Source organism: Ramlibacter sp. (assembly GCF_035655895.1).
In the GTDB taxonomy this organism is placed as follows: domain Bacteria; phylum Pseudomonadota; class Gammaproteobacteria; order Burkholderiales; family Burkholderiaceae_C; genus Ramlibacter.
Window position 1 is genome coordinate 92,635 of sequence record NZ_DASRTN010000011.1, and the last position, 22,972, is coordinate 115,606.

Annotated in this window: 23 protein-coding genes; 14 read left to right on the forward strand and 9 right to left on the reverse strand. The window is 68.6% G+C overall.

Going from position 1 to position 22,972, the window contains the following annotated elements; genetic code table 11:
* Positions 1-8: 8 nt before the first annotated feature.
* Complete coding sequence (gene dnaB / locus VFE82_RS12830) at positions 9-1,421, reverse strand: replicative DNA helicase (RefSeq protein ID WP_325000710.1); 1,413 nt, start codon at positions 1,419-1,421, stop codon at positions 9-11.
* 193 nt (positions 1,422-1,614) lie between these two features.
* Here dnaB and VFE82_RS12835 point away from each other — a divergent pair, with 193 nt between their 5' ends.
* Positions 1,615-3,852 carry a trehalose-6-phosphate synthase gene (locus tag VFE82_RS12835; RefSeq protein ID WP_325000711.1) on the forward strand — a complete coding sequence of 746 codons (2,238 nt, stop codon included), beginning with the start codon at positions 1,615-1,617 and terminating at the stop codon, positions 3,850-3,852.
* A 287-nt stretch (positions 3,853-4,139) separates the two neighbouring features.
* On the opposite strand, the gene rplI is transcribed toward VFE82_RS12835, so the two are convergent.
* The 7 genes from rplI to ppsA all read right to left on the reverse strand — a co-directional run bounded on the left by rplI (position 4,140) and on the right by ppsA (position 10,602).
* Positions 4,140-4,592, reverse strand: a complete 453-nt coding sequence (gene rplI / locus VFE82_RS12840) for a 50S ribosomal protein L9 (RefSeq protein WP_325000712.1) — start codon at positions 4,590-4,592, stop codon at positions 4,140-4,142.
* Between the two features lie 15 nt (positions 4,593-4,607).
* Entirely contained in the window at positions 4,608-4,889 is a 282-nt protein-coding gene (gene rpsR / locus VFE82_RS12845; RefSeq protein WP_325000713.1) for a 30S ribosomal protein S18, read from the reverse strand.
* A 12-nt stretch (positions 4,890-4,901) separates the two neighbouring features.
* Entirely contained in the window at positions 4,902-5,189 is a 288-nt protein-coding gene (priB, locus tag VFE82_RS12850) for a primosomal replication protein N (protein WP_325000714.1), read from the reverse strand.
* A gap of 28 nt (positions 5,190-5,217) precedes the next feature.
* Positions 5,218-5,583 carry a 30S ribosomal protein S6 gene (rpsF, locus tag VFE82_RS12855; RefSeq protein WP_325000715.1) on the reverse strand — a complete coding sequence of 122 codons (366 nt, stop codon included), beginning with the start codon at positions 5,581-5,583 and terminating at the stop codon, positions 5,218-5,220.
* A 104-nt stretch (positions 5,584-5,687) separates the two neighbouring features.
* A complete protein-coding gene (locus VFE82_RS12860) occupies positions 5,688-6,032 on the reverse strand; it encodes a DUF4212 domain-containing protein (RefSeq protein ID WP_325000716.1) in 345 nt (114 codons plus the stop codon).
* 46 nt (positions 6,033-6,078) lie between these two features.
* Positions 6,079-8,142 carry a VC_2705 family sodium/solute symporter gene (locus tag VFE82_RS12865; RefSeq protein WP_325000717.1) on the reverse strand — a complete coding sequence of 688 codons (2,064 nt, stop codon included), beginning with the start codon at positions 8,140-8,142 and terminating at the stop codon, positions 6,079-6,081.
* Positions 8,143-8,208: 66 nt separating this feature from the next.
* On the reverse strand, positions 8,209-10,602 hold the full coding sequence (gene ppsA, locus VFE82_RS12870; protein ID WP_325000718.1) for a phosphoenolpyruvate synthase: 2,394 nt from the start codon (positions 10,600-10,602) through the stop codon (positions 8,209-8,211).
* Positions 10,603-10,789: 187 nt separating this feature from the next.
* Here ppsA and ppsR point away from each other — a divergent pair, with 187 nt between their 5' ends.
* From ppsR to hemP, 12 genes are all read left to right on the forward strand, one after another.
* A complete protein-coding gene (gene ppsR / locus VFE82_RS12875) occupies positions 10,790-11,611 on the forward strand; it encodes a posphoenolpyruvate synthetase regulatory kinase/phosphorylase PpsR (RefSeq protein WP_325000719.1) in 822 nt (273 codons plus the stop codon).
* Positions 11,612-11,791: 180 nt separating this feature from the next.
* The gene (gene ahpC / locus VFE82_RS12880; RefSeq protein ID WP_325000720.1) at positions 11,792-12,364 is read left to right on the forward strand and encodes an alkyl hydroperoxide reductase subunit C; all 573 of its coding nucleotides are present in this window, start codon (positions 11,792-11,794) and stop codon (positions 12,362-12,364) included.
* A gap of 88 nt (positions 12,365-12,452) precedes the next feature.
* Complete coding sequence (gene ahpF / locus VFE82_RS12885) at positions 12,453-14,018, forward strand: alkyl hydroperoxide reductase subunit F (RefSeq protein WP_325000721.1); 1,566 nt, start codon at positions 12,453-12,455, stop codon at positions 14,016-14,018.
* A 103-nt stretch (positions 14,019-14,121) separates the two neighbouring features.
* Positions 14,122-14,598, forward strand: a complete 477-nt coding sequence (bfr, locus tag VFE82_RS12890) for a bacterioferritin (RefSeq protein ID WP_325000722.1) — start codon at positions 14,122-14,124, stop codon at positions 14,596-14,598.
* Between the two features lie 530 nt (positions 14,599-15,128).
* Positions 15,129-17,462 carry a TonB-dependent siderophore receptor gene (locus VFE82_RS12895; protein ID WP_325000723.1) on the forward strand — a complete coding sequence of 778 codons (2,334 nt, stop codon included), beginning with the start codon at positions 15,129-15,131 and terminating at the stop codon, positions 17,460-17,462.
* Positions 17,463-17,475: 13 nt separating this feature from the next.
* A complete protein-coding gene (locus tag VFE82_RS12900; protein WP_325000724.1) occupies positions 17,476-18,150 on the forward strand; it encodes a Fe2+-dependent dioxygenase in 675 nt (224 codons plus the stop codon).
* A complete protein-coding gene (locus tag VFE82_RS12905) occupies positions 18,147-19,220 on the forward strand; it encodes an alpha-hydroxy acid oxidase (RefSeq protein WP_325000725.1) in 1,074 nt (357 codons plus the stop codon). Before VFE82_RS12900 ends, VFE82_RS12905 begins: the two co-directional genes overlap by 4 nt.
* An 80-nt stretch (positions 19,221-19,300) precedes the next feature.
* Positions 19,301-19,537 carry a (2Fe-2S)-binding protein gene (locus VFE82_RS12910; protein ID WP_325000726.1) on the forward strand — a complete coding sequence of 79 codons (237 nt, stop codon included), beginning with the start codon at positions 19,301-19,303 and terminating at the stop codon, positions 19,535-19,537.
* A 93-nt stretch (positions 19,538-19,630) separates the two neighbouring features.
* Positions 19,631-20,335 (forward strand): energy transducer TonB, encoded by a 705-nt coding sequence (locus VFE82_RS12915; RefSeq protein ID WP_414708763.1) that lies wholly within the window; start codon positions 19,631-19,633, stop codon positions 20,333-20,335.
* A 10-nt stretch (positions 20,336-20,345) separates the two neighbouring features.
* Positions 20,346-21,056 carry a MotA/TolQ/ExbB proton channel family protein gene (locus tag VFE82_RS12920; protein WP_325000728.1) on the forward strand — a complete coding sequence of 237 codons (711 nt, stop codon included), beginning with the start codon at positions 20,346-20,348 and terminating at the stop codon, positions 21,054-21,056.
* 4 nt (positions 21,057-21,060) lie between these two features.
* Positions 21,061-21,474: a biopolymer transporter ExbD gene (locus VFE82_RS12925; RefSeq protein ID WP_325000729.1), complete on the forward strand. Its 414-nt coding sequence runs from the start codon at positions 21,061-21,063 to the stop codon at positions 21,472-21,474.
* Positions 21,471-21,665, forward strand: coding sequence for a hemin uptake protein HemP (gene hemP, locus VFE82_RS12930; protein WP_325000730.1), 195 nt, complete (start codon positions 21,471-21,473; stop codon positions 21,663-21,665). Before VFE82_RS12925 ends, hemP begins: the two co-directional genes overlap by 4 nt.
* A gap of 1 nt (position 21,666) precedes the next feature.
* Here hemP and VFE82_RS12935 read toward each other — a convergent pair whose 3' ends face one another.
* Entirely contained in the window at positions 21,667-22,074 is a 408-nt protein-coding gene (locus tag VFE82_RS12935; RefSeq protein WP_325000731.1) for a heme-binding protein, read from the reverse strand.
* Positions 22,075-22,199: 125 nt separating this feature from the next.
* On the opposite strand from VFE82_RS12935, the gene VFE82_RS12940 reads away from it, so the two are divergent.
* Positions 22,200-22,892 carry a Bax inhibitor-1/YccA family protein gene (locus tag VFE82_RS12940; RefSeq protein ID WP_325000732.1) on the forward strand — a complete coding sequence of 231 codons (693 nt, stop codon included), beginning with the start codon at positions 22,200-22,202 and terminating at the stop codon, positions 22,890-22,892.
* Positions 22,893-22,972: the final 80 nt, after the last annotated feature.

The window sequence follows — 22,972 nt, forward strand, 5'->3', positions numbered from 1 at the left end:
GCGGCGCCTCAGAAGTCGTCCATGCCGCCGCCGCTGGCGAGCGACTCGAATTTCGTCAGCGGCTTCAGGAACGCGAGCTTGACGGTCCCGGTGGGGCCGTTGCGCTGCTTGCTGATGATGATCTCGGCGACACCGGGCTCCTTGGAGTCCTTGTTGTAGTAGTCGTCGCGGTAGATGAACATGATCACGTCGGCGTCCTGCTCGATGGCGCCCGACTCGCGCAGGTCGCTCATCATCGGGCGCTTGTCGGTGCGCGATTCCACGCCGCGCGACAACTGCGACAGCGCGATCACCGGACAGCCCAATTCCTTGGCCAGCATCTTGAGGCCGCGCGAGATCTCGCCCACGGCCGTGGCGCGGTTCTCGTCACTCATGCCCGACGACACGCTCATCAGCTGCAGGTAGTCGATCACGATGAGGCCCAGCTTGCCGCCGCACTGGCGCGCCAGCCGCCGTGCGTTCGCGCGCAGTTCGCTCACGGTGAGGCCGGGCGTCTCGTCGATGTGCAACGAGACGTTGCGGAGCTTCTCGATCGCCTCCGTCAGGCGGGGCCATTCGTCGTCGTTGAGCTTGCCGGTCCGCAAGTGGCCCTGGTCGATGCGGCCGATCGAGCCCACGATCCGCACTGCCAGCTGCGACGCACCCATTTCCATCGAGAACACCGCGACCGGCAGGCCTTCGTTCAGCGCCACATGCTCGGCGATGTTGATCGCGAACGCCGTCTTGCCCATCGACGGCCGGGCCGCCAGCACGATCATGTCGCCGGCCTGCATGCCCGAGGTCATGCGGTCGAGGTCGTGGAAGCCGGTGGGCACGCCCGTGATGTCGTTCGGGTTGTCGGCCATCTCCTGGACCCGGTCCAGCAGCTCCACCACCAGGCTGTCCATGCCCTGGAACCCTTGCTTCATCCGCGAGCCTTCCTCGCCGATGTTGAAGATCTTCTGCTCGGCCTCGTCGAGGATCTGGTCGACGGCCTTGCCTTGCGTGTTGAAGGCGGCGGTGGCGATCTCGTCGGACGCAGACACCAGCTTGCGCAGGATCGAGCGCTCGCGCACGATCTCGGCGTAGCGACGGATGTTGCTCGCGCTCGGAACGTACTGCGCCAGCGAATTCAGGTAGGCCAGCCCGCCCACCTCTTCCGCCTTGCCCAGGTTCTGCAGGTGCTCGAACACCGTGATCACGTCGGCCGGACGGCTGGCGTTGATCAGCGCGCCGATGGCAGCGTAGACCAGCTTGTGCTCGTAACGGTAGAAGTCGCCGTCGGTGAGCAGGTCGCCGACCCGGTCCCAGGCGCCGTTGTCCAGCAGCAGGCCACCCAGCACGCTGGATTCGGCCTCGACCGAATGCGGCGGCACGCGCAGTTGCGCGATCTGGCGGTCGCCATGGAAGTGGTCGTCGACAGGACTCAGGACAGCAGACATCTGGATGGCTCGGAAGGGAGGTCAATGGTACGCCGCCGAGCGGACCGGGTCATTGCACAACGCTGTGGATAACAAGTGCAGAGCCAGTGGGGGAACTTCCGGAGCCTGTGGAGATCACGCCCGTTCACTGCCGAGGCAGGCTACAGTCCACCCCCCGAACGCCCGGCCGACGTGCCGCGGCGCCCTCCTGTCGATGAAGACCTTCAATCTCCAGCTCCGTTTCCTGCTGCCGCTGGTTCTGGTGATCACTGCGGCGGCCTACCTCGCACTGCCCGTGATGGACCGGCTCACGCTGCGCTGGTTCGCGCGCGACCTGAACATGCGTGGCGCGCTCGTCGCCAACGCGCTCTCCGAGTCGGTCGCGGAAGCCTTGCAGGACCCCCGGGGGCGCAAACTGCAGGCCCTCTTCAACCGCGCGGTGCAGGACGAGCGCCTGGTCGCGATCGGCTGGTGCTCGCCCCTTGGGCAACTGCTGGTGCGCACCCCGAGCTTCCCCACGAACCTGTCGTGCGGCGAGGCCGGCGAGGTGGCGGGTCGGCCCGATCCCGAGCTTCGCATCGAGGGCGGGCCGGTGCTCCTGAGCATGCACGCGATCCAGGCCGAGGCGGGGCCGGTCGGCCACCTCGTCCTGATGCACGACCTGAGCTTCATCGAGCGCCGCAGCCAGGACACCCGCCGCTACCTGATCCTGCTGCTGGCGGGCACCGGCGCCATCATGGCGCTGGTGACCATGGCAGTGGCGCAGTGGAGCTGGCGCGGCTGGGTGTCGGGCACGCGCGCCCTCCTGCGCGGCGAAGGGCTGGTGCGGCCGCTCTCGTCGCCCGCCCCGGAGCTCGCCCCGCTGGCCGAAGAACTGCGTTCGCGCATGCGCGATCTGGAGGACGAGTACCGGCGCAACCGGGAGCACGAGGCCGGCTGGGATGCCCAGCGACTGCAGTCGCTGCTCAAGACGCAGCTGCGCGGCGACCAGGTCATCGTGGTCTCCAACCGCGAGCCCTACATCCACGACCGCCGCCCGGACGGCAGCGTCGCCGTGCGGCGCCCGGCCAGCGGCCTCGTCACGGCGGTCGAGCCGGTGATGCGGGCCTGCTCCGGCACCTGGATCGCGCATGGCAGCGGCACGGCCGACCGCGACGTGGTGGACCGCCGCGACCACGTCTCGCTGCCGCCGGGCGAGGACGAGTACCGCCTGCGCCGGATCTGGCTCACGCCGGAGCAGGAGCAGGGCTACTACTACGGTTTCGCCAACGAAGGTCTCTGGCCGCTGTGCCACGTGGCGCACGTGCGGCCGGTGTTCCGCGAAGCCGACTGGCAGCATTACCGCGAGGTGAACGAGCGGTTCGCCGACGCGGTGGTGGCGGAGGCCCGGGGCGACGACCCGGTCGTCCTCGTGCAGGACTACCACTTCGCGCTGCTGCCGGCGATGGTGCGTCGCAAGCTGCCGCGCGCGACCATCCTCACGTTCTGGCACATCCCCTGGCCCAATCCGGAGTCGTTCGGCATCTGCCCGTGGCGCGCCGAGATCCTCGAAGGAATGCTGGGCAGCACCATCCTGGGCTTCCACACGCCGTTCCACTGCAAGAACTTCATCGATGCCGTCGACCGCTACCTCGAGGCGCGCATCGAACACGAGCATTCGGCCATCTCGTTCCGCGGGGAGCAGACCTTCGTCGAGGCCTACCCCATCTCCATCGAGTGGCCCACGCCACAGGCCGCGCAGCACTGGCCGTCTCCGGCCGACTGCCGCCGCCAGGTCGGCGAGCAGCTCGGGATTCCGCGCGACCACCAGCTCGCCGTCGGCGTGGACCGGTTCGACTACACCAAGGGCATCCTGGAGCGCCTGCACGCGGTGGAGCGGCTGCTGGAGAAGTATCCGCAATGGCGCGACCGATTCACCTTCGTGCAGGTCGCGGCGCCCACCCGCGCCACCCTGGAGGAATACCAGGCCTTCCAGCAGCGCATCCAGCAGGTCGCGCAGCGGATCAACCAGCGCTTTGCCACCGGCGGCCGCGACGTGGTGCGGCTGCTGGCGGAACACCACGAACACGATGCCGTCAACCGGCTGTACCGCGCGGCCGACGCCTGCCTGGTCACCAGCCTGCATGACGGCATGAACCTCGTGTGCAAGGAATTCGTCGCTGCGCGCGACGACGAACAGGGTGTCCTGATCCTCAGCCGGTTCGCCGGCGCGGCACGCGACATGCCGGAAGCCCTGATCGTCAACCCCTACCACGTCGAGGAAGTGGCCGACGCGCTGCACCGCGCCCTCACCATGCCCGCGGCCGAACAGCGCGAGCGCATGGCCAACCTACGCAGCACCGTGCGCGAGTTCAATGTGTACCGATGGGCGGGCCGCATGCTGACGGACGCGGCGCGGTGGCGGCTGCGCGAGCGCGTTTCACTGCGGGTCCAACGCCACGCCGGCGAATAGAGCGGTCGCCGGCCCGCGGGTCGACCGCCTCCGCAGGCCCGGGTGGAGCCGCCACACCGATCGATCGACGCCAAGGCAGGTGCCATCCGTGAGGTCGGACCGACGTGCCACAGCCCGCGCCGCCGCCCATTGAAGGGGCCCGCTCATCCACCCTTCGGCCGGGCGCGTGCGGACCTCCGCGGGCCTGGTTCTCTCCGTGGCCCGCAAAGCAGAAGACCGGCACGCGGCCGGTCTTCTGCTTTGGGGGGGCAGGCTGCGGGCAGCCCGCCCCGAACCAGGGAACGTGCTTACGCCGTCTCGCCGTACACGGTGACGTTGATGTCCACCACGACGTCGGTGTGGAGCGCGACGCTGACGGTGGAGTCACCGACGGTCTTGATCGGGCCGTTGGGCATGCGCACCTGCGACTTGGCGACCTTGTAGCCCTGGCGGCCCAGTTCTTCGGCGATGTCGAAGTTGGTGACCGAGCCGAACAGGCGGCCGTCGACGCCCGCTTTCTGGGTCAGCTTGAGGGTGGTGCCGGCGAGCTTCTCGCCTTGCGCCTGCGACTCGGCCAGCTTGGCGGCCGCGGCCTTCTCCAGCTCGGCGCGCTTGGCTTCGAACTCGGCCTTGTTGGCTTCGGTGGCGCGGCGGGCGCGGCCCGTCGGGATCAGGAAGTTGCGGGCGTAGCCGTCCTTGACCTTGACGATCTCACCGAGACCGCCCAGGTTCACGACCTTGTCGAGAAGAATGACTTGCATGGTTCTCGGCTCCTCTTAGATGCGGTGCTGGTCGCTGTACGGGACCATGGCCAGGAAGCGCGCGCGCTTGATGGCGGTGTTGAGCTGGCGCTGGTAGATCGCGCGCGTGCCGGTCAGGCGCGCCGGGATGATCTTGCCATTCTCGGAGATGAAGTCGCGCAGGGTGTCGACGTCCTTGTAGTCGATTTCCTCGACGCCGGCGACGGTGAAGCGGCAGAAGCGCTTGCGCTTGAACAGCAGCGACTGGGTGTTGCGCTTCGGACGCTTGTCCTTGTTGAATTTCTTGAACGTGGCCATGTGTGTGCCTCTTTACGCTGATTCGAACGATTGGATGTGGAGCACGGAGTGCTTGCCGTTGCGCGGGGTCGCCAGGAAGCCGGTGAAGGTCCAGAGGCTGCCGATCGGCTGGCGGACGATGGTCTCCGCCAGGCTGCCGATCACCACCGCGCGGACCGCCGCCTTGACCTGCCGCAACTGCCCCGCCTCGCGGATTTCCGATTCGTGTTCGAGCCGGAAATCCAGTGCCGGCAGGCCGGCGGGCGTGTAGCGCAGTGCGCTGGCCTCGGTGATGCGCGCCGTCAGCGCGACCTGGTTCACCTCGGAGCGTGCCGCAACGGCGAGCGTCTTACGACTGGTACTCCGCCTGCTGGGCCTTGCGAGCTTCCTCGCGCTCGACCGTCTTCATCATCGACGACGGGCCGGTCTCGGCCTTCTTCTTCTGCACCGTCAGGTGGCGCAGCACGGCGTCGTTGAAGCGGAAGGCGTGCTCGAGTTCGCCCATCACGTTCTGGTCGGCCTCGATGTTCACGCACAGGTAGTGCGCCTTGGCGAGCTTGTTGATCTGGTAGGCCAGCTGGCGGCGGCCCCAGTCCTCGACACGGTGCACCTTGCCGCCGCCGGCGGTGATCATGCCCTTGTAACGCTCCAGCATGGCCGGAACCTGCTCGCTCTGGTCCGGGTGGATCAGCAGCACGATTTCATAATGACGCATGGACTCTCCTTGAGGATGGCGCCGCAACCCGAGCTCTCACCAGGGTGCCGGCAGTGGCAGCCGCCCCCGGCGTCAAGACGGGGTGCGGCAAGGCAAGCCCGCGATTATACGATGCCGCCGCCGGGCCTGCCCATTCCCTCCTGCGGCTCGGCCGCATGGAGCGGCAGACCGTCCTCCCCGATGCCGTGCTCGCGGTCGAGCCGGCGCATCGTCCGGGCGTACCACCAGGTGATGCCCACGTAGACCGCCAGTCCGCCCTGTGCGCCCACCCAGAAGCTGAATGGCCAGCCGAACACGTGGAACTGCAGGTCGCGGGCGAAGAACGCGATCACGAACGTGACGGCGAACCACACGGCCAGCAGAAGTGCGGTGGCACGCAGCGTGCGGCGCCAGTAAGCGCGAGGCAGCGGCGCAGGCAGCGGCGGACCGGACGGCGGCACGGCGTTCACGGCCCGATGGTAGCGGCCGATCGTCCCGCGCATGGTGGCCGGGGCATCAGCCCGCCTCGCCCTGCCGGGTGACCAGGCTGACGAGGACGGTCGCGGCGACACCCAGGGCCACGCCGAACACGCCGGCGCAGACGGGCACGATCCCGAACCACAGCGAACTGGCGCCCTGCAGGCCGAGGAATGCCCGCAACCAGGGCGCATTCAGGGCGAGGTAGTAGACCGTCACGCCGAGGCCGGCGGCCATCCCCACGACCGCGCCGGCCCGGGTCGAGCCGCGCCAGAAGATGCCCAGCACGAGGGCCGGCACGAACGTGGCGGCCGCCAGCGAGAACGACGCGGACACGAGCGGCAGGATGTCGGCCGGCTTGAGCGCCGCGACCAGGGCGGCCAGCAGGGCCACGGACAGCAGCGCGAACTTGGACAGGATGACCCGCTGCTCCGCGGCCATGCGGTTGGCGACATCCTGGCTGTAGAGGTCGCGCACCATCGCATTGCTGATCGTCAGCAGCAGACCGTCGGCGGTGGACAGGGCCGCGGCGAGGCCACCCGCCGCCACCAGCGCCGACACCACGTAAGGCAGGCCGCCGATCTCGGGAGTGGCCAGCATGATCACGTCGGCGCCGAGCCGGATCTCGCCGAATTGCACCCGTCCGTCGCCATTGACGTCGCTCACCGACACGAGCCCCGGATCGACCCGGGCCCACTGCACGATCCAGGTGGGGAGCGCGTCGAAGCGGCTGCCGACCAGGTGCTGCATCACCTCGAATTTCACCAGCACCGCCAGTGCCGGCACGCTCAGGTAGAGCAGCGAGATGAAGAAGAGTGCCCAGGCGACCGATTCGCGCGTCTGTGGCACGCCGGTGGTGGTGTAGAAGCGCGTCAGCAGGTGCGGCAGGCCGGCCGTGCCCGCCATCAGGACGAACATCAAGGCCAGGAAGTTGCGCCGGGTGGACGAGAACGCCTCCTGCTCGGCGACGGTGCCGTCGGGATCGCCGGCGAAGGGGCGCCCATGCAACGGCAGCCCGGTGAGCGGTCGGGCCCGCTCCAGGCTCTCGTGCAGGGCGCGCGTCCAGGCCTCGCGCGCGGCCTGCGCGTCCTTGGGCAAGGCGGCCAGTTCCCGATGGGCCGCGACGATGAGGGCCGAATCGGCGCCCTCGCGCTTCAGGCGGCGGACGCGGTCCTGGGCGGCGGCCCGTTCGCGCTCCAGCGACGCATCGATGTCGGCCAGCCACGCCTGGTAGCGATCGGCGCGCCGCAGGTACTCGGCCTGGACCTGCTTCTCGTCGGGTGCATCGACCAGCCGGCGCTCGATGTCCTCGATCTTCTCCAGCTGCTTGCCCGCCACCAGCGGCGCCAGCGGGTTGCCCAGCTGCTTGTACGCCAGCCAGGACACTGGGATCAGGAAGGCCAGCAGCAGGATCACGTACTGCGCCACCTGCGTCCAGGTCACCGCGCGCATGCCCCCGAGGAAGGAGCACAGCAGCACCCCGCCCAGGCCGAGCAGAATGCCGATCTCGAACTGCACGCCGGTCAGCCGCGAAGCGATCAGGCCGATGCCGTAGATTTGCGCGACCACGTAGGTGAACGAGCAGGCGATGGCGCCCAGCGCCGCCAGCCGACGCGGCCACGCGCCGCCATAGCGCAGCTGGAAGTAGTCGGGCAGTGTGTACAGCTGGAGGCTGCGCAGGTACGGCGCGACCAGCAGGGCCACCAGGCAGAAGCCGCCGGTCCAGCCCAGCACGTACGCCAGCCCGCCGGGGTGGCCCGGCGTCCCGGTGAACCCCTGGAGGTACAGGCCGCCGGCCAGGCTGATGAACGACGCCGCGCTCATCCAGTCCGCGGCGGTCGCCATTCCGTTGTAGAGCGGGGGGATGCGGCGGCCCGCGACGTAGTACTCGACCGGGACCGTGGTGCGGCCCCAGATGCCGATGGCCGCGTAGACCATGACGGTGGCGAACAGCAGCAGCGGCCCGAGCCACTGGCGGCCAAGCCCCCGCTGCTCGGCCCAGCCGAGCAGCAGCAGCACGCTGCACAACCCGAGGATGTACAGCCCCAGGATGCGGCCCAACCGCCGTTCGTAGCCGGCGCGCTGGGGGTCGGTGTCAGCCATCCGTGTCGAGCCTCCGGTCCGGATCATCTCATCCGGCCCGAAGGCAGCCAGGGAATGCTCGCGGCGTCAGCGCGCGGCCAGCTGCTGCCAGGTGGCGATCACGCTGTCCGGATTGAGCGAGATCGAGGTGATGCCCTGGTCCGCCAGCCATTGCGCAAAGTCCGGGTGGTCGCTGGGGCCCTGCCCGCAGATGCCGACGTACTTGCCCTGCTTGCGGCAGGCCTGGATTGCACGGCTGAGCATCGCCTTGACCGCCGGGTCGCGTTCGTCGAAGTCGGCCGCCAGCAGCTCCAGCCCCGAGTCGCGGTCCAGGCCGAGGGTCAGCTGGGTGAGATCGTTGGAGCCGACGGAGAAGCCGTCGAAGAACTCCAGGAACTCATCGGCCAGGATCGCGTTGCTGGGCACCTCGCACATCATGATCAGGCGCAGGCCGTCCTGGCCGCGCTGGAGGCCCTGCTGCGCCAGCAGCTGGGTGACGCGCTCGGCCTGTCCCAGCGTGCGCACGAACGGCACCATGATCTCGACGTTGGTCAGGCCCATCTCCCGGCGCACGCGCTGGAGCGCCTCGCACTCCATGGCGAAGGCCTCGCGGAAGTCCTCGCTCAGGTAGCGCGCGGCTCCGCGGAAGCCGAGCATCGGGTTCTCTTCCTCGGGCTCGTAGCGGGATCCGCCGATCAGCTTGCGGTACTCGTTGCTCTTGAAGTCGGAGAGCCGCACGATCACCGGCTTGGGCCAGAACGCCGCCGCGATGGTGGCCACGCCTTCGGCCACCTTGTCCACGTAGAAGGCACGCGGCGAGGCGTGGCCGCGGGCCACCGACTCGACCGCCTTCTTCAGGTCGCCATCGACGTTGGGGTAGTCCAGGATGGCCTTCGGGTGGACGCCGATGTTGTTGTTGATGATGAACTCGAGCCGCGCCAGGCCGACCCCGTGGTTGGGCAGCTGCGCGAAGTCGAACGCCAGCTGGGGATTGCCGACGTTCATCGTCATCTTGACCGGGATGTCGGGCATCTCGCCGCGCTGGACTTCGCTCACCTCGGTCTCGAGCAGGCCGTCGTAGATGAAGCCGGTGTCGCCTTCGGCGCAGCTGACGGTGACCAGCGTGCCGTCCTTCAGCAGCGCGGTGGCGTCGCCGCAGCCCACCACCGCCGGGATGCCGAGCTCGCGCGCGATGATCGCGGCATGGCAGGTGCGGCCGCCGCGGTTGGTCACGATGGCGCTGGCGCGCTTCATCACCGGTTCCCAGTTCGGATCGGTCATGTCGGTCACGAGCACGTCGCCGGCCTGGACCTTGTCCATCTCGGAGATGTTGTGCACCAGCCGGACGGGACCGGTGCCGATCTTCTGGCCGATGGCCCGGCCCTCGGCCAGGACGCTGCCCTTGCCCTTGAGCTTGTAGCGCATCTCGGCCTTGCCCTGCTCCTGGCTCTTCACCGTCTCCGGGCGGGCCTGCAGGATGTAGAGCTGGCCGTCCAGGCCGTCCTTGCCCCACTCGATGTCCATCGGGCGGCCGTAGTGCTTCTCGATCACCAAGGCGTACCGGGCGAGCTGCTCGACATCGGCGTCGGTGAGGGAATAGCGGTTGCGCTGCTCCAGCGGGACGTCGATCGTCTTGACCAGCTTGCCGGTGGCGCGCTTCTCCTCGGCGCTGCCGAACACCATCTGGATCAGTTTGGAGCCGAGGTTGCGCCGGATCACTGCGCGCTTGCCGGCTTCCAGCATCGGCTTGTGCACGTAGAACTCGTCCGGGTTCACCGCGCCCTGCACCACCGTCTCACCCAGGCCGTAGCTGGAGGTGATGAAGACGACGTCGGGGAACCCCGACTCGGTGTCGATGGTGAACATGACGCCGGCGGCGCCCAGGTCGCTGCGCACCATCCGCTGCACGCCGGCCGACAGCGCGACCTCGGCGTGGGTGAAGCCCTTGTGGACGCGGTAGCTGATGGCGCGGTCGTTGTAGAGGGAGGCGAACACCTCCTTTATCTTGTGCAGCACGTCGTCGATGCCGACCACGTTCAGGAAGGTTTCCTGCTGGCCGGCGAACGACGCATCGGGCAGGTCTTCGGCGGTGGCCGACGAGCGCACGGCAAAGCTGGCCTGCGCATTGCCGCCCTGGAGCGTCTCGAAGGCAGCGCGGATCTCGCGTTCCAGGTCGGCCGGGAACGGTTGGGCTTCGACCCAGCCGCGGATCTCGGCCCCGGCCGCCGCCAGCGCGCGGACATCCTCGGTGTCCAGCGTCTCCAGGCGCGCCTGGATGCGCTTGTCGAGGCCGTCATGCGCGAGGAACTGGCGGAACGCGTGGGCGGTGGTGGCGAAGCCGGTGGGCACGCGCACGCCCTGGGGCAGCTGCGAGATCATCTCGCCGAGGCTGGCGTTCTTGCCGCCGACCGCCTCGACGTCGGACATTCTCAGGTTCTCAAACGGAACGACCAGGGCGGTCGCGTTGAAGAGTGCAGACATGGGGAAGCTCCAGAAGTTGAAACCGGGTCTGCGCGCGAGGGGCGCGGGCGCTGTCCAGCCGGCGGGCTTTGGTGTTGTTCGAATGGGCCGGAGGCGGACATGGACAGGCGTCAGATAATTGCCGGCCATTGTAGGCAAGCGGGGCTGTCCGTGGCCTTGCAGCACGACTGAAAGTTCCCCCGTGGCCATGCACTCCCGCACCGTGTTCTTCATCTCCGACGGCACCGGCATCACCGCCGAGACGTTCGGCAATGCCATCCTGGCGCAGTTCGAGTTCAAGCCGCGCCACGTGCGCCTGCCCTTCATCGACACGGTCGACAAGGCGCACCAGGTGGTGCGGCAGGTCAACCACACGGCAGAGCTCGAAGGCCGCAAGCCCATCGTGTTCACCACGCTGGTCAACGTGGAGATCCTGCAGGTGATCGAGGAAGGCTGCCGGGGCATGCTGCTGGACATGTTCGGCACCTTCGTGCGCCCGCTGGAGATCGAACTGGGCATGAAGTCGAACCACCGCGTGGGCCGCTTTTCCGACGTGAGCAAGAGCAAGGAGTACCACGACCGGATCGAGGCGATCAATTTCAGCCTGGCGCACGACGACGGCCAGAGCAACCGCGACCTGGAGCAGGCCGACGTCATCCTGGTGGGCGTCAGCCGCAGCGGCAAGACACCCACCTCGCTCTACCTGGCCATGCAGCACGGACTGAAGGCGGCCAACTACCCGCTGATCCCCGAGGATTTCGAGCGGCAGCAGCTGCCGCCGGCGCTGGTGCCGCACCGCAAGAAGATCTTCGGCCTGACCATCCAGCCCGAGCGGCTGGCGGAGATCCGCAACGAGCGTCGCCCCCAGTCGCGCTACGCGGCCCTGGAGAACTGCCGCACGGAGGTGGCCGAGGCGGAAGCCATGATGCGGCGCGCCGGCATCCGGTGGCTGTCGACCACGACCAAGTCCATCGAGGAGATCGCCACCACCATCCTGCAGGAGATCCGGCCGGAACGGCTGGAATACTGATGTCTGGCATGGCGTCGCCGCGCTTGCCAGTCCCCAGCACCGCCCGTGGCACTGCGGTTTCGCCGCCGATAGCCACAGGCGATGCATCGCATTGAACCAATAAATTGGATCAATTGCGCCGGCGGGCCTAATCTCTGGTCCGCGTTTGCACTTCTTCGCCACTACTCGAGAGGAAACACCATGTCCCTGATCAACCAGCAAGTCCCTCCCTTCCAGGCCACGGCCTACCACAACGGCAAGTTCGTGCCGGTGAGCCAGGATTCCCTCAAGGGCAAGTGGTCGGTGGTCGTGTTCTACCCGGCCGACTTCACCTTCGTGTGCCCGACCGAGCTGGGCGATCTGGCCGACAACTACGCCGAATTCAAGAAGCTGGGCGTGGAGATCTACGGCGTGTCCACCGACACCCACTTCACCCACAAGGCCTGGCACGACACCTCGGACACCATCAAGAAGGTGCAGTACCCGCTGATCGGCGACCCGAGCCACCAGCTGGCCCGTTTCTTCCAGGTGCTGATCACCGAGGGCGAGGACACCGGCCTGGCGCTGCGCGGCACGTTCGTGATCGATCCCGAGGGTCGCATCAAGACCATCGAGGTGCACGACAACGGCATCGGCCGTGACGCCAAGGAAACGCTGCGCCGCGTGAAGGCCGCGCAGTACATCGCCGCGCACCCGGGCGAGGTCTGCCCCGCCAAGTGGAGCGAAGGCGCCGAGACGCTGAAGCCCTCGCTCGACCTGGTCGGCAAGATCTAAGCCGGCACACCCGCACCGTCAAGGCCCGGGTGCGCCCTGCGCCCCGGGCCTTGCTGTTTCTCGAACTCGACATCCAGGGATCCGAACCATGCTCGACGCCAGCCTCAAAGCCCAGCTCGCCGCCTACCTGCAACGCATCTCGCAGCCGGTGGAGATCACCGCCGTCCTCGACGACACGCCGGCCTCCCGCGAGATGCAGGCCCTGCTGCGTGACATCGCCGAAGCCTCGCCGCTGGTGCGCGTGACCGAGACGCGCGAGCCGGGCGGCCCGCACCGCACCCCCTCGTTCGCGGTCAACCGGCCCGGCGAGAACCATGGCCCGCGCTTCGCCGGGCTGCCGATGGGCCACGAGTTCACCTCGCTGGTGCTCGCGCTGCTGCAGATCGGCGGTTACCCGCCGAAGGTGGAACAGGACGTGCTCGAGCAGATCCGCGCGCTCGACCAGGATCTGGAGTTCGAGGTCTACGTCTCGCTCACGTGCCACAACTGCCCGGACGTGGTGCAGGCCTTGAACCTGATGGCTGTCCAGAACCCGCGCATCAAGACCACGATGGTCGAGGGCAGCCTGTTCCAGGACGAGATCGAGCAGCGCCAGATCATGGGCGTGCCGACCGTGTTCCTGAACGGCACGATGTTCGGCACCGGCCGCATGAGCCTGGAGGAAATCCTCGCCAAGGTCGATGCCAGCGGCACCGAGCGTGAAGCCAAGAAGATCGCTGCGAAGGATCCGTTCGACGTGCTGATCGTCGGCGGCGGCCCCGCGGGCGCCGCAGCCGCGGTGTATGCCGCGCGCAAGGGCATCCGCACCGGCGTCGCGTCGGAGCGCTTTGGCGGCCAGGTGCTCGACACCCTGGGCATCGAGAACTTCGTGTCCGTCAAGGAGACCGAGGGACCCAAGTTCGCCCTCGCCCTCGAGGAGCACGTGCGCCACTACGACGTGGACATCATGAACCTGCAGCGTGCCAAGGCGCTCAAGCCCGGTGCCGACCTGATCGAGGTCGAGCTGGAGAACGGCGCCGCGCTCAAGGCGCGCAGCGTGATCCTGTCGACCGGCGCCCGCTGGCGCCAGCTGGGTGTGCCGGGTGAGCAGCAGTACCGCAACAAGGGCGTGGCCTACTGCCCGCACTGCGACGGCCCGCTGTTCAAGGGCAAGCGCGTGGCGGTGATCGGCGGCGGCAACTCGGGGGTCGAGGCGGCGATCGACCTGGCCGGCATCGTCGGCCACGTCACGCTGCTCGAGTTCGCGGACCAGCTCCGGGCCGACGCCGTGCTGCAGCGCAAGCTCGCCTCGCTGCCGAACGTCACCACGATCCTGAACGCGCAGACGACCGAGGTGACCGGCGACGGCCAGAAGGTCAACGGCCTGGTCTACAAGGACCGCGCAAGTGGCGAGGACCGGCGCATCGAGCTGGAAGGCGTGTTCGTGCAGATCGGCCTGGTGCCCAACACCGAGTGGCTGAAGGGGACCCTGGAGCTGTCGCGCCACGGCGAGATCATCGTGGACGCCAAGGGCCAGACGTCGGTGCCGGGCGTGTTCGCCGCTGGCGATGCGACCACCGTGCCGTTCAAGCAGATCATCATCGCCGCCGGCGATGGGGCGAAGGCGGCACTCGGCGCGTTCGACCACCTGATCCGCACCTCGGCGCCGGCCTGACCGAGGCCGTGCCGTGCAGGGCCCGCCCGCGGCGATCGCCGCGCGGCGGGCCCTGCTTTTTGATCCACAATCGCCCCGAAGAAGAACCGATGGAGCACCGCCCATGCAAGGCAATCCCCAAGTCGTCCAGCACCTGCAGGCGCAGCTGAAGAACGAACTCACCGCCACCAACCAGTACTTCCTGCACTACCGCATCCTGAAGCACTGGGGCCTGGACAAGCTGGCGAAGAAGGAATACGAGGAGTCCATCGGGGAGATGAAGCATGCCGACCGGCTGATGGAGCGCATCCTGATGCTGGACGGCCTGCCCAACCTGCAGGACCTGGGCAAGCTGCTCGTGGGCGAGGACATCCCCGAGATCCTCAACGGCGACCTGCAGAGCGAGCGCGCCGCGCAGGCCACGGTCAAGGCCGGCATCGCCGTGTGCGAACAGGCGCAGGACTACGTCTCGCGCGAGATCCTGAAGGACATCCTGCAGGACACCGAGGAACACATCGACTTCCTGGAGACCCAGCTCGACCTGCTGGCCAAGATCGGGCTGCAGAACTACATGCAGTCCGCCATGGGCGAGCCGGACTGAGTTTCCGCGGCGGACACGCCTGAGGACGCCGCCCGCATCGGACACCGCCCGTGACGCAATGCGACGGGTGCGGATGCGGCCCGGTTGCGGATGCGCGCGCTGAACGGCCCACCTGGCCGGCGCTTGGCCAGGTTCTCCAGCAACGATCCGCTATTTCGGAAGGCCGTTCCCAGATGCCGAGCCCGGGCACGCGGCCTTTCCCTGAGGAGACGCACCGTCACCCCACGCTCTCCTCGCGTCCTCGTCGGATCGGCATGCCGTGTCCGATCGCGTCGATGCCTCTCGCAGCATCGCGATCAGGCGTGACGCCCCTCGTGCCGCGCCATGGCATGCCATCAGGCAGAGGTGCCGAGAGCAGCCCTGTGGGCGCCAGCGCGTGCCCCAGTCGGACGCGGATGCATTCTAAATGAGATGGATTCTCATTTGCGTGTAAACTCCGCAGTGGACCCTTTTTCCAACCGGCAAGCCAGCCTCGCGCCAGCCAGCCTCGACAAGCACCGTCGGCATCGCCCGGTGTGCTGGAGCTTCCCTTGGCACAACACGACAAAGAAACTACCCCGGCGGCTCCGGCCGCATCCCTGGAGGCGCGCACCGGCGGCGCCAACCCGGCCCTCCTGCCGCTCGGCGCCATGATGCTGGCAGCCTCGTTCGGCAGCCTCGCGCAGGGCACGCCGCCCACCGAACAGGCGGGCCGCAGCCTGCCGCAGGTGGTGGTCAAGGAAAAGGCCGAGGCGCCCGAAGGCAAGGACTCGGTGCGCGCGACCACCACGACGATCGGCAAGGGCACGCAGCAACTGCGTGACATCCCGCAGTCGATCACCGTCGTGACCGAGAAGCTGATCGACGACCGCAACCTGGAGACGATGAAGGACGTGCTGCGCAACACGGGCGGCATCAGCTTCATGGCGGCCGAGGGCGGCGAAGAGGACATCCGCCTGCGCGGCTTCTCCCTGGCCGGCACCGGCGACATCTTCCTCGACGGGATGCGCGATCCCGCCTTCTACGACCGCGACACCTTCAACAACGACCGGATCGAGCTGCTGCGTGGTTCGGCCTCGATGCTGTTCGGGCGAGGCTCGACCGGCGGTGCCGTCAACCAGGTAAGCAAGGTGCCGCGCCTGATCAACGAGAACGAGATCACGACCATCGTCGGCAACCACGACTATGGCCGCGTGACGGGCGACTTCAACCGCCAGGTCGGCCAGGATGCCGCCGTCCGGCTGAACGTGATGCGCACACGCGCCGACAACAACGGCTCGGGGAGCAGCATCGACAAGGAGGGGGTGGCCGGCGCGTTCCGCTGGGGCATCGGCCTGCGCGACGAATTCCTGGTCAACGCCTACTACCTGAACAACGACAACGGGATCAACTACGGCATCCCGTGGATCAGGCCGAGGGCATCCGACACGTCGGCGTCCAACACCATCATCACCGGCCTCAAGCCGACCGACTACTTCGGCATGGCGAGCGACTACAACGCCGGCCTGGCCAAGATGGTCGGTGTCGCCCATGTCCACCGGTTCGACGACGGCAGCGAGTTGCGCAGCCAGCTGCGCAAGGGCAGCTTCCAGCGCGATCTGCGTGCCAGCGCCATCCGCTTCGCCGCCAACAACCAGCAGCCCGGCGGCCGCGCAGTCGACCTGGCCACCTTCGGCCCCGGCACGGTGTTCACCCGCGGCACCAACCTGAAGATCCAGGACGTCGACACGCTGCATGCCCAGAGCGACCTGTCCAAGAAGTTCAAGGCGTTCGGCCTGCAGCACGAGCTGCAGACCGGCGTGGACATCGCCCGCGAGGAGAAGACGCTGCAGGCCAGCCGCAGCGCCGCACAGGGCGGCATCGACCTGCTCAAGCCGCCCACCACGGCCGGCCGTCCGGACGACGGCGCCAGCGTCGCCGAGCCCACGCGCGTGCTGCGTGACGCCAGCGGCTTCGTCGCCAAGGGCTATGGCGTCTACGCACAGGACCTGGTGCAGATCGCGCCCGCCTGGAAGCTGCTCGGCGGCCTGCGCTACGACAACCTGGACGGCAGCTACGACCAGTTCAACATCCCGAACAACGCACCCGGTCCGCTGACCACCACGCGCTACCAGCAGAAGATCTCCGAGTGGAGCAAGCGGGTCGGCGTGCTGTTCCAGCCGAACGACCTGCAGTCGTTCCACTTCTCGTACGGCACCTCGTTCAACACGTCGGGGGACACCTACTCCTTCAACGCGCAGAGCGCGAACACGCCGCCCGAGGAGAGCCGCAACATCGAGCTGGGCGCCAAGATCGACACGGCCGACCGCCGCTTCACCACGCGCATGGCGATCTTCCACTCGACCAAGCTGAACGAGCGCAACACGGACATCGACACCGCGTCGACCCGGCTGCTGCTCTCGGGCAAGCGGCACACCGCCGGCTTCGAGCTCGATCTCACCGGCCGCCTGACGCCCAAGTGGGAGGTCTACGGCTCCTACATGTGGATGCCGATCGCGAAAGTGGACGCCGCCGCGCCCTGCCCCACCACCGGGAACTGCACCCAGGGCACCGTCGGCAACCGCGAAGGCGACCGTCCGGGCCTGAGCCCGCGCCACAGCGGCACGATCTGGAACACCTACCAGCTCACGCCGCAACTGCGCGTCGGTGCCGGGGTGAACTTCCGCAGCAAGCAGGCACCGGCCGACGTCACGGCTCCCGCCTGGGAGGCGCCGGGCTTCGCCACCGCCGACCTGATGGCCGAGTACCGCTTCAGCGAGCAGGTGAGCGTGAAGGCCAACGTGATGAACGTGGCCGACAAGCTGTATGCCGACGCGCTGTACCGCGGTCACTACGTGCCGGGCGCCGGCCGCCTGGTGCAGGTCGGGCTGACCACGAAGTTCTGACCACCGGCGCGCCGTGCTGCTCACCTTCCCGCTGCTGACCGCCGACGAGCTGGCGCGCGCCCGCGCGCTGCTCGACGGGGCCCAGTGGCAGGACGGGCGCGGCAGCGCCGGCGCGCAGGCCGTGCAGGCCAAGCACAACGAGCAGCTCGATCCTGCCTCCGGAGCCTCGCTTGCCCTGCAGGAGCTGGTCACCCGCGCCCTGGAGCGTGCGCCGCGCTTCTTGGCGGCAGCCCTGCCCTTGCGCATCTTCCCGCCGCGCTTCAACCGGTACACGGGCGCCACCAACCATTACGGTCCGCACGTGGACAACGCCGTGCGTTTCGCCGACCCGGTGACGCGCGTGCGCACGGATCTGTCCTGCACCGTGTTCCTCTCCGATCCGGCGAGCTACGACGGCGGTGAGCTCGTGATCCGCGAGCCCGGCGGGAACCGGTCGGTGAAGCTGGAGGCGGGCCATGCGGTCCTGTATCCCGGCACCAGCGTGCACGAAGTCCTGCCGGTCACGCGCGGCGAACGGCTTGCCTCCTTCTTCTGGATCGAGAGCATGGTGCGCAGCCCGGAACAGCGCCAGTTGCTGCTCGAACTCGACGACGCGCTGATGATGCTGCGCGAACAGGGCGAGTCGCCGGCGACGATCGCGCTCATGGGGACGTACCACAACCTGCTGCGGATGTGGGCGCAGACGTGAGCAGCGCAGCGTCGAGCCCGCCCGTCTGCCTGGCCGACCACGACCGCCGCGCGCGGGCCGCGCTCGACGCGAACGCCATCGCCTACCTCGACAGCGTGGCCGGCGACGGCATCACGCACCGTGCCAACCGCGAGGGCTGGGACGCGCTGCGGCTGTGGCCGCGCGTGCTGGGGCCGCTGGCCGGATCGCACACACGCACCACGCTGGCCGGCCGCGAACTCGCCCACCCCATCCTGCTCGGTCCGGTCGCGCACCAGCGGCTGTTCCATCCCGACGGCGAACTGGCATCGGCCGTCGCGGCTTCGGCGCAGCAGGCCGGCTTCATCCTCAGCACCTTGAGCAACACGCCGCTGGAGCGGGTTGCGGCTGCGGTCGTGGCAGACGCGGACCGCGGGCCGCTCTGGTTCCAGCTCTACTTCCAGCACGACCGCAGCCACACGCTCGAGCTGGTGCGGCGCGCCGAGGCCGCCGGCTTCGAGGCGCTGGTGGTCACGGTCGACGCCCCGGTGAACGGCGTGCGGGACCTCGAACGGCAGGCCGGCTTCCGCCTGCCACCGGGCCTGGCCGCGGCCAATCTGGCCGCGCCCGCCGCTGCGCCCGAGGGCCTGGCCGCGTTGCTCGCCCGGGCGCCGACCTGGGCGGAGGTGGAATGGCTGCTGTCCCAGACCCGCCTGCCGGTCTTCCTCAAGGGCATCCTGCATCCGGCGGACGCCCGCCAGGCGATTGGCTGCGGGGTTCACGGGCTCGTGGTGTCGAACCACGGCGGACGCACCCTGGACGGCCTGCCCGCCACGGCCGCCGCCCTGCCCGCGGTGGTGGGCGCGGTCGAGGGCCGGGTGCCAGTGCTGGTGGATGGCGGGATCCGCCGCGGCACCGACGTGCTGAAAGCCCTGGCGCTCGGCGCGAGCGCGGTGCTGATCGGGCGGCCCCTCGCCGTCGGGCTGGCCAGCGCCGGCGCACAAGGGGTGGCCCACGTCCTGCGGCTGCTGCGCGACGAGTTCGAGGCAGCCCTGGCCCTCAGCGGCGCGGCAACGCCGGCAGGCACCTCGTCCGGTCTGCTGTTCCCCTGAAGTTTCGCGGAATGGCTTGCGAATGCGAGCGATTCTCATTTATACTCCGCGCATCCGTTCAGAGCCCTGCGCTTCCCACCATGATCGTCTGCGTCTGCCGCCGCGTGTCCGACCGAGAGATCTCCCGCCATGCGCGCGCCGGGATGAACTTCGACGACATCCAGTTCGAGCTCGGGGTGGCCACCCAGTGCGGCCGCTGCGAAGGCTGCGCGCGCGACATCGTCTCGCAGTGCAGCCAGACCGCTCCGGTCGCCCTGCTGCGTACCGAGACCGCCGGAGGATCCAGCGAATGGGCTCGCTCCTCTTCCTCGTGCTGACCCTCCTGTTCGTGCTCGGTGCCGCAGGCTGGGTCCTGCGCAGCTGATCCCGACGTCGGCGCATCCCGTTCGCGCCTGCCCTCCCATCCTCGACTGCCGCTCTTGTCCCCCGCCCTCCTGAACCGCAACACCGCCATCGCCGGCGGAGTGCTGCTGCTGCACGTGGCGGCCCTCTGGGCCCTGCAGAGCGGGCTCCTGCGGCGGACTGCCGAAGTGATCGTGCCGGCCGCCATCCTGACCGAGATCATCTCGGCACCGCCGCCCGTCGAGACGCCGCCCCCGCCGGCGCCTCCGCCGCCCCCCGTGCGGGTCGAGCCCACCCCGCCGCCGCGCAAGGTGCAGGCGGCGCCAAAGCGCCCCGCGCCCACACCGGCGCCGCAGCCGGTGGCGACACCGGATCCGACGCCGGTGCCGGCCGCTCCGGTCGGGGTCAGCACACCCCAGCCGCCGGCACCACCGGTGGCCGCCCCCGTGGCGCCTTCGCCGGCACCCGCCCCGGCGCTGGCGCCGGCACGGGTCGAACTGCCCTCCACCGACGCCGACTACCTGCAGAACCCCAAGCCCGCCTATCCGCCCATGAGCAAGCGGCTCGGCGAGCAGGGCAAGGTCATCGTGCGGGTGCTGATCGGGACCGACGGCACCGCGCAGAAGGCCGAGGTGGCGGAGTCCAGCGGCTTCGAGCGGCTCGACCAGGCGGCCGTCAACACGGTGCTGAAGTGGCGCTACGTGCCCGGCCGCCGCGGCGGCGTGCCCGAAACCATGTGGTTCCGGGTTCCGATCAATTTCGTCCTTGAGTGAGAACAAGACCATGGAATCCCAACTCGGCCTCCTGAACCTGTGGAACCAGGGTGACGTCGTCACCCGCGGCGTCGCCATCCTGCTGCTCGGGATGTCGGTCGCCTCCTGGATGGTCATCATCATCAAGGCGCTGAACCTGCGTCGCCACGCCGCGCAGGCGCGGCAGACCGAAGGCTTCTGGCACAGCGCCGACTTCGCGGAGGGCGTGAACAAGCTGGGCACCGACCCGTCCAATCCCTTCCGCGCCCTCGCCATCGACGGACGCGAGGCCACCGCCCACCACCACGCGCAGCCGCAGCTGCACGACCAGATGGGCGCCAGCGAGTGGCTCACCCGCAGCCTGCGCAATTCGATCGACGAGTCGACCGCCCGCATGCAGTCGGGCCTGGCGGTGCTGGCCTCGGTGGGCTCGACGGCGCCGTTCGTGGGCCTGTTCGGCACCGTCTGGGGCATCTACCACGCGCTGCTGTCCATCAGCGCGGCCGGCCAGGCCACCATCGACAAGGTGGCGGGCCCCGTGGGTGAGACGCTGGTCATGACGGCCCTGGGCCTGGCCGTGGCGATCCCGGCGGTGCTGGGCTACAACGCGCTGGTGCGTGGCAACAAGGGGGTGATCATGAAGCTCAACCGCTTCGCGCACGACCTGCATGCCTACTTCCTCACAGGCGCACGCGTGTCGGCCAGCGGCGGCGCCAACGTCGTCTCGATGAAGAAGGGCTGATGCCATGGCGTTCGGCACCCAGGAAGACACCGACGAGGTGATGAACGAGATCAACATGACGCCCCTGGTGGACGTCATGCTGGTCCTGCTGATCATCTTCATCGTCACCGTGCCGGTGATGAAGCATTCGGTCGAGATCGACCTGCCGCGGGCGAGCAGCCAGCCGCAGGACACGAAACCCGAGACGGTCCGGCTCTCGGTCGATGCGCAGGGCACCTACTATTGGAACGAGCGGCAGGTCGCCGACACCGAGCTGCCCGCGTTGCTGAAGGTCGAAGCCGCCCGCACCCCGCAGCCGGAGCTGCACATCCGCGGCGACAAGTCGGTGCGCTACGAGAAGGTGGCGCAGGCCATGGCCGAGGCGCAGCAGGCCGGCCTGCGCAAGATCGGCTTCATCACCGAACCGCGCACCCCATGACCAGCGACGGCGCCAGCCAGCGCCAACCGCAGCCTGCCGCGAGCCGGCCGGCGCCCAGGTCGGAGCCTGGCCGACCGCCGGTGGACAGCGCCACCCTGCTGCAGGGTGGCCGCTGCGTCGAGATCCGCCACAACGGCGAGGTCTACCGGCTGCAAGCCACCCGCCTGGGCAAGCTCATCCTCACCAAGTAGCTCAGAGGCCGATCGCGGCGATGCCCGCGCGGGCGATCTGGGCGTCTTCGGTCGATTTCACGCCGCTCACGCCGACGGCACCGAGGCACTGGCCGTCCTTGACGATCGGCACGCCCCCTTCGAGCAGGCCCTTCAGGTCGGGCGCGCTCAGGAAGGACACCCGGCCGCCATTGATCATCTCCTCGTACAGCCGGCTCTCGCGCCGGCCCACGGCGGCCGTGTTGGCCTTGGCGGGTGCGATGTGCGCCGAGATCGGCGCTGCGTTGTCCAGGCGCTGCAGCCAGAGCAGGTGGCCGCCGTCGTCGACGATGGCGATGGTGACGGCCCAGCCGTTCTTCGCTGCTTCCGCTTCCGCGGCAGCGGCGATCTTCTTGACGTCGGCGAGGTCCAGGACAGGTTTGGTCTTCATGGTGCAGTGGCGGGAAAAGGCGCCAGCATAACGGCTGACCTCGGCCGAACTCTTCGGCCGAGCTGCCTGGGAACCAAACTAGAATCTTTTCCTCTAACATCCCGTTCACCGAAAGGAGCTTTGGTATGAACGATCAAGTCACCACCGCCCATCATGGCTACGCCCTGCCGTCCACGCAGGAGCGCAATCGGGTCCTGCGCAACACCTACTGGCTCCTGGCCCTGAGTCTCGTGCCCACCGTGCTGGGCGCCTGGCTGGGCGTGGCGACCGGCATCACCCGCGGCCTGTCCGGCGGCCTGGGCCTGATCGTCTTCCTGGCCGGCGCCTTCGGCTTCATGTTCGCGATCGAGAAGACGAAGAACTCTGCCGCCGGCGTCCCGGTGCTGCTCGCATTCACGTTCTTCATGGGCCTGATGCTCTCGCGCCTGATCGCCATGGTGCTGGGCTTCCGCAACGGGCCGAGCCTGATCATGACGGCATTCGGCGGCACGGCCGGCGTGTTCTTCGTGATGGCCAGCCTGTCCACGGTGATCAAGCGGGACCTGTCCGGCCTTGGCAAGTTCCTGTTCGTGGGCGCCCTGGCGCTGATGATCGGCGCGATCATCAACGTCTTCGTCGGCTCGACGGTCGGCATGATGGTGATCAGCGTGATGGCCATCGGCATCTTCAGCGCCTTCATGCTGTACGACCTCAAGCGCATCGTGGACGGCGGCGAGACCAACTACATCAGCGCGACGCTTGCGCTCTACCTGGACATCTTCAACGTGTTCCAGAGCCTGCTGGCCCTGCTGGGCATCGCCGGCGGCAGCAACGACTGAGCGGCACGCGCCTCGACCAGCTGAAAGGGGGCCCTGCGGGGCCCCTTTCTCTTTCCCGTGCGGGCGCGCCTGCGCGGCGA

What these genes read in the sequence shown, in the direction of transcription:
- ahpC (WP_325000720.1), top strand. Translation starts at nt 11,792, where the DNA reads ATGTCCCTGATCAACCAGCAAGTCCCTCCCTTCCAGGCCACGGCCTAC.
- ppsA (WP_325000718.1), bottom strand. Translation starts at nt 10,602, where the DNA reads ATGTCTGCACTCTTCAACGCGACCGCCCTGGTCGTTCCGTTTGAGAAC.
- VFE82_RS12940 (WP_325000732.1), top strand. Translation starts at nt 22,200, where the DNA reads ATGAACGATCAAGTCACCACCGCCCATCATGGCTACGCCCTGCCGTCC.
- VFE82_RS12910 (WP_325000726.1), top strand. Translation starts at nt 19,301, where the DNA reads ATGATCGTCTGCGTCTGCCGCCGCGTGTCCGACCGAGAGATCTCCCGC.
- VFE82_RS12925 (WP_325000729.1), top strand. Translation starts at nt 21,061, where the DNA reads ATGGCGTTCGGCACCCAGGAAGACACCGACGAGGTGATGAACGAGATC.
- dnaB (WP_325000710.1), bottom strand. Translation starts at nt 1,421, where the DNA reads ATGTCTGCTGTCCTGAGTCCTGTCGACGACCACTTCCATGGCGACCGC.
- VFE82_RS12920 (WP_325000728.1), top strand. Translation starts at nt 20,346, where the DNA reads ATGGAATCCCAACTCGGCCTCCTGAACCTGTGGAACCAGGGTGACGTC.
- bfr (WP_325000722.1), top strand. Translation starts at nt 14,122, where the DNA reads ATGCAAGGCAATCCCCAAGTCGTCCAGCACCTGCAGGCGCAGCTGAAG.
- VFE82_RS12935 (WP_325000731.1), bottom strand. Translation starts at nt 22,074, where the DNA reads ATGAAGACCAAACCTGTCCTGGACCTCGCCGACGTCAAGAAGATCGCC.
- VFE82_RS12865 (WP_325000717.1), bottom strand. Translation starts at nt 8,142, where the DNA reads ATGGCTGACACCGACCCCCAGCGCGCCGGCTACGAACGGCGGTTGGGC.
- rpsF (WP_325000715.1), bottom strand. Translation starts at nt 5,583, where the DNA reads ATGCGTCATTATGAAATCGTGCTGCTGATCCACCCGGACCAGAGCGAG.
- rplI (WP_325000712.1), bottom strand. Translation starts at nt 4,592, where the DNA reads ATGCAAGTCATTCTTCTCGACAAGGTCGTGAACCTGGGCGGTCTCGGT.
- rpsR (WP_325000713.1), bottom strand. Translation starts at nt 4,889, where the DNA reads ATGGCCACGTTCAAGAAATTCAACAAGGACAAGCGTCCGAAGCGCAAC.
- ahpF (WP_325000721.1), top strand. Translation starts at nt 12,453, where the DNA reads ATGCTCGACGCCAGCCTCAAAGCCCAGCTCGCCGCCTACCTGCAACGC.
- VFE82_RS12835 (WP_325000711.1), top strand. Translation starts at nt 1,615, where the DNA reads ATGAAGACCTTCAATCTCCAGCTCCGTTTCCTGCTGCCGCTGGTTCTG.
- hemP (WP_325000730.1), top strand. Translation starts at nt 21,471, where the DNA reads ATGACCAGCGACGGCGCCAGCCAGCGCCAACCGCAGCCTGCCGCGAGC.
- ppsR (WP_325000719.1), top strand. Translation starts at nt 10,790, where the DNA reads ATGCACTCCCGCACCGTGTTCTTCATCTCCGACGGCACCGGCATCACC.